A 12,430-nucleotide genomic window follows, 5' to 3' on the forward strand; every position below is an offset into this window, starting at 1 on the left:
ATGCCATCAGGACGATTGCTTCGGGCGGCGGAAAAGGGTGCGTGATGAAGATGATGTTGCAGGCCGCAGTTCTGGCCGGTCTTGTGCCGCTTTTGGCCAGTCCCGCCCATGCCGCGCCATCCGCCGACGTTGTGGATACGGCAGACGCGCGGTTCGAAGCGGTGTGGAAGGCCGAATACGCTTGGCGTGAAGCGCAGCAGGGTCCGTTCGAAGACGTGACCGGGAAGGGCGCAAAGGGTTTGCCCGATCTTTCCGATGCGGCGCAGGCGGCGCGGCTGGCCAGGTGGGATGCGGTGCTGCGCGATCTGGCGTCCATCCCGGTGGAGCAATTGACGCCCGCCCGGCGGATCGACTTTGCGGTGTACAAGGGGCAGGTCGAGGCGTTGCGCAATGCGCAGTTCTATCGCGAATATGAAATGCCGTTCAATTCGGACAGCAGCTTCTGGGGCGAGCTGATCGACCAGTCGCGCCGTCCGTTCAAGGACGAGAAGGCGGCGCGGATATACCTGAAAGTGATGGCGCAACTGCCTCGTTATTATGACCAGCAGATTGCGCAGATGCGCAGCGGATTGAAGCGCGGCTTCACCGTGCCGCGCGTGACGTTGAAGGGCCGTGAAGTGGCGGTGGCGCAGGTTGCTGGGGCGAAGGATGCGGAAAGCTCTGCGTTCTGGCAGCCCTTTGCCACTTTGCCTGCGTCCATCCCGGCGGCGGTGCAGGATGAACTGCGCAACAAGGCCCGCGCCGCGATTGCCGGTGGGGTGACGCCTGCGCACCAGAGGTTGCTGGCGTTCCTGCAGGACGAATATTTCCGTAAAGCGCGCGGCGGTATTGCTGCATCGGATTTGCCCGATGGCCGTGCCTACTACCAATCGAAGATCCACGAATATGTGACGCTGGACCGGACGCCGGAGGACATCCACAACATCGGCCTCGCCGAAATGTCGCGCATTCGGGCGCAGATGGCCGAAGTGATGGCGCAGGTGAAGTTTACCGGCGACCTGAAAGCGTTCCTGACCCATCTGCGCACCGATCCGCAGTTCTATCCCAAGACGCCAAACGAGCTGCTTTATCGCGCGGCGTGGATCGCCAAGCAGTTTGATGGGAAGGCGGCGCAATATTTTGGCCGCCTGCCGCGCAGCCGCTTTGCGATCAAGCCGGTGCCCGATGATATTGCGCCGTTTTATACCAGCGGGCGCGGCGGGCCGGGGGTGTACCTGATCAACACCTATGATCTGCCATCGCGCCCGTTCTATGCACAAGTGGCGCTAACCCTGCACGAAAGCGCGCCGGGCCACGCCTTCCAGATGCCGCTGGCGATGGAAAACAAGGACTTGCCCGCGTTCCGGCGCGATACCTACCTGTCGGCCTATGGCGAGGGCTGGGCGCTCTATACCGAGACGCTGGGCGTGGAAATGGGGATGTACGAGACGCCCTATGACCGGTTCGGGATGCTCAGCTATCAGGCATGGCGCGCATCGCGGCTGGTGGTGGACACCGGCATTCATGCCAAGGGCTGGAGCCGCGACGAGGCACGGGCCTATATGCGCGAGAACACTGCCCTGTCCGAGCATGAGATCGAGACGGAAGTGGACCGCTATATCTCATGGCCGGGGCAGGCGCTGTCATATTACATGGGGCAGCTGGCAATATTGGACGCGCGGCGCAAGGCGGAAGCCGCGCTGGGCGGCAAGTTCGACATTCGCGGCTTTCACGATGCGGTGCTGGCGCTGGGCGGAGTGCCGCTGCCAGTGATCGACCAGCGCATCGACCAACTGATCGCCGATGAGGGCAAGGGGCCCTATTCGGGCGAGGAGTGAGATGCCGGTGCGGCAGGCTTTGCCTTGCCCTTGCGCCCGGCGTTGAAGACGACGAACGATCCTACCGCAACCGCAAAGAACACGAACATCAGGATCCAGGTGAGCGCCAGCATGGCTGCGATGTTGTCGATGCTTGCCGCTGTCCAGATCGTCGATGGATCGTTGCCTGATATTTCAAGGAGATAGCGGTAATCGCCGGGGCACTGGTGCCGAGGATCAAGCGCTTCGTGCGCATCGGGGCGGTTGGCCAGCAGCAGGATATCGCGCTTCCATTCGCAGCCGAGCAGCAACGGGCCTTCAATGCCGGGCGCGGTGGTGACGAACCGCATGTGCAGGTAGACCTGCGTCAGCAGCGACGCGGCGAAAGCTATGGTCCCACCAATGAACACGCGGGCATAGCCCTTGCGCGTGCGCGGTAGGAACTGGAAGATCATCGCCATTGTCAGGAAGCTGAGCGTGGCGGTGACGAAATCGAGGTTCTTTGGCCAAGGCGGGGCAAGACCGGATGCCGAACCGATAATCGGCGCGATCACCGCGCCTGAGGCGGCGAGTGCGCCAACGGTGCCGAACTTTTTGAAGATGGCAAGGAAATCATCGAGTGCCGACATGCTACTGCGCTCCAAGATTGATCGGTCGGGGCAACAACTGCAGGTCCAGCTTTCCACTGCGGGGAGAAGCACCAGCCTTTTCCAGATGGAACCGGAAATGGCGGCCAGTGATACTGGCGAACGAGCCATAGACCTGATTCCATCCGCAACGCGTGTCGAAAACGGTCTTGTATCTGATCTCGCACAGCTGCGCTTTCATTTCCGTGGCGATCCAGAGCGTTGTGGCTGGTGGAAGCAGAAACTGCACGGGCGGTGAGGCGCTGGCGTAAGACGGTGGCGGCGGGGGTGGCGGCGGTGAGGGAGGGGGCGGCGGAGGCGGAGGAATTGCCCTTCCTGCCTGCCTGCGCCGGGCGGTGGTCCGCTCGTACCGCTCCATATCCTGTTCGTAAGAACCGCGCTGCGTGTTTGGGCAGAAAGGTTCCAGCACGGCGAATTGCGTGGCGGTGGCACCAGATGTCTTCGCGGCCTGCAACGCCGCGTTGAAACCCGCCAGCGCCGGATCGGGCACGGATCGGTTCCAGCTATAGCGTCCGCGCGATTGCAGCAGGGGAACATCGACGCTGCCCGCGCCATTGGTGGCCAGCGCCTTTTGCACGCGGAGCTTTTCTGCGGCGCGGACCATCGGGTCTGTCCATTCATCCGACTGTATCCAATCGACGGACATGCCGCTGGCGGCGCAGCGCGGGAGGTAGATTACCGAGACATTTCCGTCACCGGGAAAGCCATAGGGCAATTGTGCGGCATACCACGCGGTGCGGGCGGCCTTTTCCCATTTGGTATCATCAGCAAGATAGGGCTTCTGAAAGATCGATGCCGGTTCAACCTTGACGGCGAGCGTCGCGCTTTCCTTGGCCACTGCAGGCCCCAGCAGTTCGAGCAGTGCGTCATCCTCGGCCATTGCTTCGGCAGTTTGCGGGGCCTGCGCCTGTGCCTGCCCGCAGATGGCCAAAAACGCCAGTGCACTTGTCATGCGCCATATCATGCGGCTTCACCCCAAACAGCCACGTCCGGGGCGAAGTTACCAGAGATGACGCGCCTTTACGAGGAATGCAGGATTCCCCGTTTGCGTGATGCTAGTCACGCTTATGGCGCAATGCCGATTAGCGCGCGTCCGCCAGAATCAGCTCCGCCGCACGCTCTGCTACGGCCATTGCGGGGCCATTGGTGTTGCCTGAAACCGGGGTTGGCATGATCGAGCAGTCTACCACGCGAAGGCCGCCTATGCCGTGAACGCGGGTGCGGGCGTCGGTGACGGAAGCGGCCTCGCTGCTGCCCATAGAGCAGGTGCCGGTGCCGTGGAGGCCGCCTTCGACCATCTTGGCGAGTTCAGCTGCGATGGTCTCTTCGTCCTGCACGGCGGGGCCGGGCATACGTTCGGTACCGATGAAGGGCTTCAGCGGATCGGACGCGGCAATGGCGCGGAACAGGCGGAACAGTTCGAGCGATTTGGCGCGGTCATAGGGATCGGCCCAGATCGCCGGATCGATGATCGGCGCATCGCGGAAGTTGGGCGAGGTGAGCGTCACGCTGCCACGGCTGCGCGGGCGCAAGTGATAGCCCGAGAACGTGAGGCCGGGATTGGGCGTGAGCGGGCTGCCGGGGCGGGCGGCCATCTCGTTCACCGTGCGCATGGCAAAGGGCGCGGCGGCGACTTGCAAGTCCGGCCAGTCCGCGTCCACGCCCTCGCTGGCGATCAGGCCGGTGAGCGGCATGCCGACGCGGGCGAGGTGGCCGGTGCCGGTGAGGAAATACTGCATCGCGTTGCGATAGAGCCGCCATCCGAAGAATTCGCGGTTGGTGCCGGGGTGGTTGGTCAGATCGAACGACACCCCGAACTTGGTGTGATCGGCCAGTTGCTGGCCCACCATCGGCAGGTCTTTCACCACCGGGACGCCCAGCGCCTGCAGCGCCGCGCCGGGGCCGACGCCCGATAGCTGGAGCAATTGCGGCGAGCCATAGACGCCCGCCGAAACAATCACTTCGCCCGCAGCGGTGTGGATGCGTTCCTGCCCGTGGGCTTCGGTAACGACGCCGGTGGCGCGGCCATTTTCGATCAGTACGCGGCTGACCGCAGTGTGGGTGGCGATGGTCAGGTTGGGGCGCGACAGGACCGGCATGACGAAGGCCTTGTAGGCGCTTTCGCGCACGCCCTTGCGGTCCACGGTGTACTGGCTGCGGCCCACGCCGTGGGTTGATGGCGTGGTGATATCGTCCAGCCAGGGCATGCCCTGCGTGCCGAAACCTGCAGCCAGCGCATCGAACACCGGCGATTGGTAGGTGGAGGCGGTAACCTGCAATTCGCCATCGCGCCCGCGCCCCGGATGGGCGCCCGGTTCACGATAGCTTTCGATCTTGCCATAACAGCGGGCGATTTCATCCCAGCCCCAACCGGTCAGGCCCGATTGCGCCCAGCCATCGAAATCCTTGGGCGCGCCGGTGAGATACCACGTGCCGTTGATGGCCGATGATCCGCCCAGCCCGCGCCCATAAGTATGGATGCCGCCGCGCATGGCTTCGCGCGGCTTGAGCGGATAGACGCGGAAGTAATCCGGGTTGCCCATGATCTTCACAAAGCCGCCCGCCATCTTGATGAAGGGATGCTGGTTATCGCCCCCATCCTCGATCAGCAGCACGCGGTTGCGCGGATCGGCGCTAAGCCGATTTGCCAGCACGCATCCGGCCGAACCTGCGCCGATGATGATGTAATCGAATTCCGCCATTTTGATCGCGCACCCGCCCGTGAATTAGAATAGAACTTTGGTTCGGTTTTTGTCTGCACAGCCCTTGACCGCGTGTCAAGCCATGATTAGAAGTCAAATTCTAATTAAAGAGGGAGAGTGCGATGCTGCCAGTCGAACGGGTTATCGGGGAAGAAGGGCTTTGCCTTTGCGATGGCGGGCTGAAGCTGGCGATGCGCCTGCCGTGGTATCGCTCGCTGCCGTTTTCGGTGGTGGAAGTGGGGCCGTTGTCGATCAACGGCGATGCGGTGGACCTGTCCGACGCACTGATCGAATACGATGGGCAGCGCTGGCCGCTGAGCGAGAACGGCGAGAAGGTCGATACCTTCTGGTTCATCCGCGATTCTGCGTTCCTGATCCTGCCTTCGGTACACTCCGATGCTGGCAGCGATTGCGAAGTTGCGCTGAACCTGTTCGTCAGCCCGCCCTACATCCCCGGCATGAAGCGCACCAATCCGCAGACCGAAACCCTGCGCGTAGCGGCCTGAGAGAGGACAAGAAACATGACAGCTTCAACAGGCCCGCAGACCGGCGTTACGCTCTATTCCTTCACCAACGAATGGCTGACCCGCCAGTTCGAGGTTGATACCCTGCTGGCCGAGGTGGCCAAGCGCGGGCTTGGCCCGAATATCGAGATCATCGGCTTTCAGCAGTTCAAGGAATTCCCCGACGTTTCGGATGCCTATGCCGAAAAGTTCAAGGAAATGATTGCCGCCACGGGCCTTAACCCCGTGTCCTGCGCGATCAATTCGGACCGCTTCCTGAAGCCCGGCCAGCAGCCGATCGAAGATGCCGCGCTGGTGGAATACCACAAGCGCCAGCTGCGTTCGGCCAAGAAGATGGGCTTTTCGCTGGTGCGCTATCAGTTCGCTCTGCCAGTGCATCTGCTTCCCGAAATCGCGCCCTATGCCGAGGAGCTGGACATTCGCATGGGTGTGGAAGTGCATGCGCCGATGTGGGCGGGCCATCCTGCGGTGCAGGCCTATGGCGAGATGTACGACAAGCTGGACACGCCCTATCTGGGCTGGATTCCCGATTTTGGCGGCACGGCAAGCCGTATCCCGGAATCGATGCTTGATGCCGCGCGGGCCAAGGGGGCTTCGGAAGACCTGCTCGACAAGCTGAAGGACGTCTGGCTCGAACAAGGGATGAGCCACGAAAAGGCCGGGCGTCTGCGTGAATGGGGCATGGCCCACGGCCACGCACCGCTGCACATCCAGGCCGCATGCCTTGCGTTCTTCATCCTGTCGAACCACGATCCCAAAAGCTGGGCCGCGCTGGTGGACCGCACCATCCACATCCACGGCAAGTTCTATGGCGTGAGCGAGGATCTGGTCGAAGAAGCGATCGATTACGACACGATCCTGCCGCTGTTCAAGGACGGCGGCTTTACCGGCACAATGGTGAGCGAGTGGGAAGGCCATGCCTATGACACGCGCGATGCCTTTGAACAGGTGCGCCGCCATCAGGCGATGGCTCGCCGCATCTGGGGGAGCTGAGCGCCGTGGCTTTCGACCTTTCCGTCAATCTCGAATATGGCTTCACCGAGGCGGGCGACCGGCTTGAGGATCGCATTGCGGCAGCAGCTGCGGCGGGGTTCCGCAAGGTGGAGATCTTCAGCATGGAGGGCCGCGATGTGGCCTCGGTGCGCGCCGCGCTTAATGCGCATGGGGTGCAACTGTGGTCGATGGTCAACGATCCGCGCACGCGCATCATCGATCCGCAGACGCACGATGAATTCCGCGCCAATGTGCGGCAGAGCGCGGAAAACGCCGTGGCACTGGGATGCAAGCGGGTGGTCATCGCGTCTGGTCCGGCGGTGCCGTTCCTGAAACGCGCGGTGCAATTGCAGACGGTGGCCGATGCCGTGGCCAGCGTGGTGCCGATTGCCGAGGAGCATGACCTCACGCTGATCCTCGAAGCGGTGAACACCCGCGTCGATCATCCCGGCGTGCTGTTTGCGATGACCGAGGATTGTGTGAAGGTTGCCGAACTGGTGGGCAGCCCGCGGGTGCGGCTGCTTTACGACATGTACCATTCCATCGTTGAAGGCGAAGACCCTGAAGTGGTCCTGCCGCAAGTCATGTATCTGGTGGACCACGTGCAGATCGCCGATGCGCCGGGGCGGGGTGAGCCGGGTTCGGGCGCGATCGACTGGCCCGCGCGGCTGGCGATGCTTGAGCGGCTGGGCTATTCGGGGACGATCGGGGTGGAATGCTATCCTACGCGCCAGCCCACGGGTGAGGCGCTCGCCTATATCCAAGAGCTGTGCGCGGCGTAAACGCGCCCATTTTGTGACGCCGCGCCCCCGCGAAGGCGGGGGCCTCGGTGTTGTGACGCACCGCTAGTTTAACACGCCTGAGGCCCCCGCCTTCGCGGGGGAGCAGGGGGTGTTTGTATCCCCTGTTCGATCTGGCACCGCTTTGCGCATTGCCCTCGCTCGGCGCAGGCCTCATACGCCTGCCATGCCCGAACCCCATGTCATCGCCGCCATCCTTTGGGCCGTCATCCTTGGCGGAGCAGGAGGACTGCTGACCGACATCGGTCCGTGGTATCGCAACCTGAAAAAGCCATCGTGGCAGCCGCCCGATTGGCTGTTCGGCCCGGCGTGGACGGTGATCCTTGGCCTTGGGGGCTGGGCTGCCGTCCTGGCGTGGAACGGCGCGGTGGATGAAGCCGGACGCATGACGGTGATCGCGCTGTTCGCGCTGAACTTCGTGTTCCACTTCCTGTGGTCACCGCTGTTCTTTGCGCGGCAGCGGCCCGATTGGTCGCTGGTGGAAGTGCCGTTCCTGTGGGGGTCGGTGCTGGCGCTGGCCGTGGGCTTGCGTGAGTTTTCGGTGCTGGCGAGCTGGCTGGTCGTGCCCTATTTCGTCTGGGTCAGCTTTGCCGCCTGCCTGAACTTCACCATTGTGCGGCTGAACAAGCCGTTTGGGCCAAAAGCATAATTGGGTAAACGCGTCCCCGCGCAGGCGGGGACCTCAGGCCGTTTAGGGTGATGGGTCGTAACACGCCTGAGGTCCCCGCCTTCGCGGGGACGCACGGTGTTTGTTGTTCAAGCGCTGCGGATTACGCCGCCAGTGCGAGATCCTTGGTGTCCTTTGTGGTCGGCACGAAGGGCAGGTAGGATACGCGGTTGCGCACGGCGAAGGTGACCGTGTGGTTGCCAGCGGAAAGCCCGCCGTTCAGCACAATGATCTGTGCCTTTTCGCCAAAGTTCCAGCGGTTGTCGTAACAGGTTTCCATCTCGCCGAGCGTGTAGGTTTTGCCTCGCACGGCAAAGCGCACCGATTCACGCGGTTGCACATCGCCGTCCACGGTGACCTGAATGTCCTCGATCATGGAAAGACCAAGGCCACGGTAATAGGGCAGGCGCCCCAGGAACGAAAAGCCGCCATCCACCGACTGGAGGCTGCCTTCGACGATCATCTTGTTGTCCATCATGGCAATGCGCTCCTTATTCTGCAGCCACAGCGAAAGCTGGGGTCTTGATCGTGGGGACTTCGGTTTCGCCAAGCAGCTTGGCCAGCATCACCTGCTGGCGGCGGACCTGTTCGACGGAATCCGGCTCCTGCGCGTCTTCGATCCAGCGGTTGCCTTCGTATTCCGAACAGATGTAGCCTTCATAGCCGCCCTGCTTGAGCACCTCGACGATCTTGTCGTAGGGGATCGAAGGTTCGACATAATCCTCGGTCACTTCATAAAACTTGCCGTGGATGTTGTGGATGCGCGGCATGTAATCAAGCATGCGCTTGGGTTCGAACGCGGCGTTGTGGCGCAGCGTTTCGGCCATCGCGATGGCGGGGCCGGTGCCGCCCATCTGCTGGACATTCAGGATCACGTATTCCGAAAGGACGCGGTCCTCGTATGCCTTCTCGACATAGTCGGCGATGGCTGGCGGTACGCCGATGCGCAGGAACTTTTCTTTCCACACCGGAGGGAAAGCGAACAGGAACATGCCCATGTCGGGCAGGAAGCCGAGCGCGTCGGAGCCGGACTTTTCAAAGGCTTCGGCGTGGCGGATGATCCACGGGTGATCGAAGTGCAGCGGGGCGTGAACCTCAATCAGGATCTTGATATTGTGCTCTTCGGCGTGGTGCGCAGCGGCCACCAGCACTTCGGGCGCGATCGAGACGAGTGCGCGGATATACTTCATGCCAAGGCGGGCACCGAATTCGATGTCCTTCTTTACGCTGGCAACCTGTTCTTCAAAGGGCATCTCGCGGCCCTTGTAGCGCTTGTAATCGAGCATGAAATCGTGGCTGACGGGCGTGCAGTCGTACTGCTTGATCAGGCGATGCCACTGGTCGACGTCTTCTGATGCCACGCCATATTCGGGCCAGCCCCAGAAGGTCTGCTCGCCGATGATCTCGATGCCCTTGGCACCAAGCTCCGCGCTCACGCGGATGCAGTCTTCAAGGGTCATTTTGCCCTGAAAGGTCTCATTCTGATAGGAATAGAGGCTGACGCCCCGTTTGATTTTGCTGGACACAATTCACCTCTTGGCGGGGTTGTTTCGATAGCCGGGCACAGGCTGTGGATCGGATCAGTGCCGAGTTTGCTTGGCGGAGTTCGCGCGAAGGGGGCGGCGGATGGCCGCTGCACCTTTCATGCTCTCCTGGGGTCTGTAGCCCTTTATTGGAATCAATATTCTTATAAAGTGCACCGAGAGTCAAGTGGCGCTTGATCCATTTTTAGAATCTCCATACTATTTAAAAAAATGAACAAAGTGAGGATCACCATGAAAGCGACTGCCCCCTGCGCTGCCCTTGTTCTATGTCTTTGCGCTGGAAGCGCCCATGCCCAGACCGTTGCCACCAACGCAGGAGAATTGCGCGGGTCTGCACAGCAGGGCGCAGAGGCATTCCTTGGCATTCCCTATGCAGCCCCGCCGGTGGGGCAGAACCGCTGGCGCGCGCCGCAGCCCGTTTCGCCTTGGCAGGGCGTGCGCAATGCGACCGCCTTTGGGCCGGTGTGCGAGCAGGCGTTTGCTAAGCCGTGGGGGCCTTATACCGAAGAATTTGTCGCACCACCCCCTGCAAGCGAGGACTGCCTGACGCTCAATGTGTGGAAGCCTGCCTCGGCGGCAAAGGCATTGCCGGTGTTGGTATACATCCACGGCGGCGCGTTTGCCGGAGGGGCGGGAAGCGTACCGGTCAATCATGGTGGCGCCTTGGCAGCGCGGGGTGCCGTGGTCATCACGATCAACTATCGCGTCGGCGCTTTTGGGTTTCTTGCACATCCCGAACTGACGGCAGAATCGTCGCTCGGGTCATCAGGCAACTACGGCCTGCTTGATCAGATCGCCGCGCTTACTTGGGTCAAGGCCAATGTCGCACGGTTCGGCGGAGATCCCGCCAATGTTACTGTATCGGGCGAAAGCGCGGGCGCGGCTTCGGTGAATGACCTGATCGTCTCGCCGCTGGCCAAAGGCTTGTTCGAACGTGCCATATCGTTCAGCGGAGCGAGTATGGGAGTCGAAGTGCTGCCGCTGGCACGCAGTGAACAAGTGGGCCTTGCGCTGGCGAAAAAGCTTGATGCGCCCAGCCTTGCCGCTCTGCGCGCCGTGCCTGCACAAGCTTTGGTGGACGCCACACGCTATGTCCCGGGCGATACCAGCGGCGCAGCGCCATTGCGCTATTCGCCGAATGCTGATGGCAAGGTGCTACCGTTCGATCCCTCCCGCGCCAGCGCCCCTGTGGTCAACGCCGTGCCGCTGATGACCGGTTTCAACGCAGCAGAAATGATCGATCCTTCGGTCCGCACCCCGGCGCAGTTCATAGCAGCGGTGCGCGCGCGCTATGGCGCAACGGCGGACCGTCTGATTGCGCTTTATCCCCATGCTACGGATACCGAGGCTGTCGCATCGAACGCCCTGCTGGCGCGAGATCGCTACATGGCAGGCGTGCTGCTCTGGTCGCAGGCACGCACGCGCAGCGCGCGGCAGCCGGTCTTCGCCTATTTGCACGACCATGATTACCCTCCGGCAAAGGGCGGGCAGGGGTGGGGCGCGTTCCATTCATCGCACTTGCCTTATGTGTTCGGCACCATCGGCCTTGGTGATCGCACGTTCGGTGCGGCGGACCGGCGTATCGTAAAGCAATGGCAGGACCGCCTGCTCGCCTTCATGCGCACCGGCACGCCGGGCAAGGCGTGGCCACAAGTGACACGCACCACCACGCAAGTCATGGGCCTGGGTGACCGCGAGGGCATGCGCCCCGCCGTATCCACGCCTGAACGGTTTGAGGCGTTCAAGGCTTATGCCGCCAGTGGTGGCAAGCTGGGGCTTATGTAGTCTTCAGGCCGCAAGGCGCAGGCGGGCAAGGAAGTCCGCCCACACGAGCCGCGCGTCGATCGTCTCGAACACGCGGATCGTGCGACCCGGCATTTCGTCGCCATAGGTGCAGTCGGCTTTGATCCGCCGCGCCGGTCGGTCAACCCAACGGCTGCTTTCGGTCGTCAGTGCGGTTAGCAGGACAAGCGGGCTGTCACCCATTGGCCATGTTCCGCCAAGGTCCACAAATGCGGGCGGATGGGTGAACCGGTCATACAGCCAGCGGCCCAGCGGTGAAATGCTGCGCATGTCTGCGGCCAGTTCGGCAACGGACATCTGCATCTGCCGATAGGCGTTTTGCGGCACTTGCATGAATTGCATGGTCGTCTGTTCGATCACATGGCGCGCAGCTTCGATGTCGGTCGCCAGATTGTATTCCCAGCCGCCGTCCGGCCACGTGCCCCCCCCGATCCACACCACCGAAAGCCGCGAGGCGATGCGGGGTTCAAGCGTCAGGGCATCGGCAAGGTTGGTCAGCGGTCCACCGCACGTGAAGATCAATGGCAGGGGATCATCGCGCATGGCTTCGGCGACAATCGCCTTTGCTGCTTCTGATGGTATGGTGCTGGCAACCCCATCACGCCCTGCCCGCACCGGCGTTCCACGCGCGGAAGGGATGCGCGCGATCAGATCGGCGGCAAGCTTGGCACCTTCGCGCGTTGCCGTGCCGGGGGGATAAGTCGAAAGCTTCGGATCAAGCAGCGACACGGTGACCAGAACGGTCCGCGTCTTTTCGGCAAGGAGCTGGTGTGCCAGCGCCACAAGACCGTCTGGATCACCCGCGAAATCGTTGTCCACGATGACGCGTGCCGATGGGCGCTGGGGAATTCGTGGCTGGGCCTGAACGGTCAAGGGCAGGGCAAGTGTGCCAAGCCCGCCAAGAAGGCCCGTGGTGAAGGTGCGACGGCTTGTTGCATTGATCATGTTGCGTTT

General features: G+C 62.3%; 12 protein-coding genes. 6 read left to right on the top strand and 6 right to left on the bottom strand.

What is annotated here, in order from left to right; translation table 11 throughout:
• Positions 1 to 44: 44 nt before the first annotated feature.
• Positions 45 to 1,817 (top strand): DUF885 family protein, encoded by a 1,773-nt coding sequence (locus Q8R81_RS01470; RefSeq protein ID WP_371135280.1) that lies wholly within the window; start codon positions 45 to 47, stop codon positions 1,815 to 1,817.
• Here the strand turns inward: Q8R81_RS01470 and Q8R81_RS01475 are convergent.
• The 3 genes from Q8R81_RS01475 to Q8R81_RS01485 all read right to left on the bottom strand — a co-directional run bounded on the left by Q8R81_RS01475 (position 1,799) and on the right by Q8R81_RS01485 (position 5,145).
• Entirely contained in the window at positions 1,799 to 2,425 is a 627-nt protein-coding gene (locus tag Q8R81_RS01475) for a hypothetical protein (RefSeq protein WP_305615467.1), read from the bottom strand. The genes Q8R81_RS01470 and Q8R81_RS01475 overlap by 19 nt on opposite strands.
• Position 2,426: 1 nt before the next feature.
• Complete coding sequence (locus Q8R81_RS01480; RefSeq protein ID WP_305615469.1) at positions 2,427 to 3,395, bottom strand: hypothetical protein; 969 nt, start codon at positions 3,393 to 3,395, stop codon at positions 2,427 to 2,429.
• Between the two features lie 130 nt (positions 3,396 to 3,525).
• Positions 3,526 to 5,145: a GMC family oxidoreductase gene (locus tag Q8R81_RS01485; RefSeq protein ID WP_305615471.1), complete on the bottom strand. Its 1,620-nt coding sequence runs from the start codon at positions 5,143 to 5,145 to the stop codon at positions 3,526 to 3,528.
• Positions 5,146 to 5,267: 122 nt separating this feature from the next.
• Between Q8R81_RS01485 and Q8R81_RS01490 the strand changes: the two genes are divergently transcribed.
• The 4 genes from Q8R81_RS01490 (at position 5,268) to Q8R81_RS01505 (ending at position 8,111) form a co-directional block, all read left to right on the top strand.
• Complete coding sequence (locus Q8R81_RS01490; RefSeq protein ID WP_305615473.1) at positions 5,268 to 5,651, top strand: DUF6379 domain-containing protein; 384 nt, start codon at positions 5,268 to 5,270, stop codon at positions 5,649 to 5,651.
• A 15-nt stretch (positions 5,652 to 5,666) separates the two neighbouring features.
• Positions 5,667 to 6,662 (top strand): sugar phosphate isomerase/epimerase, encoded by a 996-nt coding sequence (locus tag Q8R81_RS01495; protein WP_305615475.1) that lies wholly within the window; start codon positions 5,667 to 5,669, stop codon positions 6,660 to 6,662.
• A gap of 5 nt (positions 6,663 to 6,667) precedes the next feature.
• On the top strand, positions 6,668 to 7,444 hold the full coding sequence (locus Q8R81_RS01500; protein ID WP_305615477.1) for a TIM barrel protein: 777 nt from the start codon (positions 6,668 to 6,670) through the stop codon (positions 7,442 to 7,444).
• Positions 7,445 to 7,628: 184 nt separating this feature from the next.
• Entirely contained in the window at positions 7,629 to 8,111 is a 483-nt protein-coding gene (locus Q8R81_RS01505) for a TspO/MBR family protein (RefSeq protein WP_305615479.1), read from the top strand.
• A 121-nt stretch (positions 8,112 to 8,232) separates the two neighbouring features.
• Here the strand turns inward: Q8R81_RS01505 and Q8R81_RS01510 are convergent, their stop codons facing one another.
• Positions 8,233 to 8,607: a DUF6379 domain-containing protein gene (locus tag Q8R81_RS01510; protein WP_305615481.1), complete on the bottom strand. Its 375-nt coding sequence runs from the start codon at positions 8,605 to 8,607 to the stop codon at positions 8,233 to 8,235.
• A 13-nt stretch (positions 8,608 to 8,620) separates the two neighbouring features.
• The gene (locus tag Q8R81_RS01515) at positions 8,621 to 9,655 is read right to left on the bottom strand and encodes a sugar phosphate isomerase/epimerase family protein (RefSeq protein ID WP_371135281.1); all 1,035 of its coding nucleotides are present in this window, start codon (positions 9,653 to 9,655) and stop codon (positions 8,621 to 8,623) included.
• 249 nt (positions 9,656 to 9,904) lie between these two features.
• Between Q8R81_RS01515 and Q8R81_RS01520 the strand changes: the two genes are divergently transcribed.
• The gene (locus Q8R81_RS01520) at positions 9,905 to 11,458 is read left to right on the top strand and encodes a carboxylesterase/lipase family protein (protein WP_305615485.1); all 1,554 of its coding nucleotides are present in this window, start codon (positions 9,905 to 9,907) and stop codon (positions 11,456 to 11,458) included.
• 3 nt (positions 11,459 to 11,461) lie between these two features.
• On the opposite strand, the gene Q8R81_RS01525 is transcribed toward Q8R81_RS01520, so the two are convergent.
• Positions 11,462 to 12,421, bottom strand: coding sequence for a nucleoside hydrolase (locus tag Q8R81_RS01525; RefSeq protein ID WP_305615487.1), 960 nt, complete (start codon positions 12,419 to 12,421; stop codon positions 11,462 to 11,464).
• Positions 12,422 to 12,430 lie beyond the last annotated feature (9 nt).

The sequence above is a fragment of the Novosphingobium sp. genome, assembly GCF_030696665.1.
GTDB lineage: Bacteria > Pseudomonadota > Alphaproteobacteria > Sphingomonadales > Sphingomonadaceae > Novosphingobium.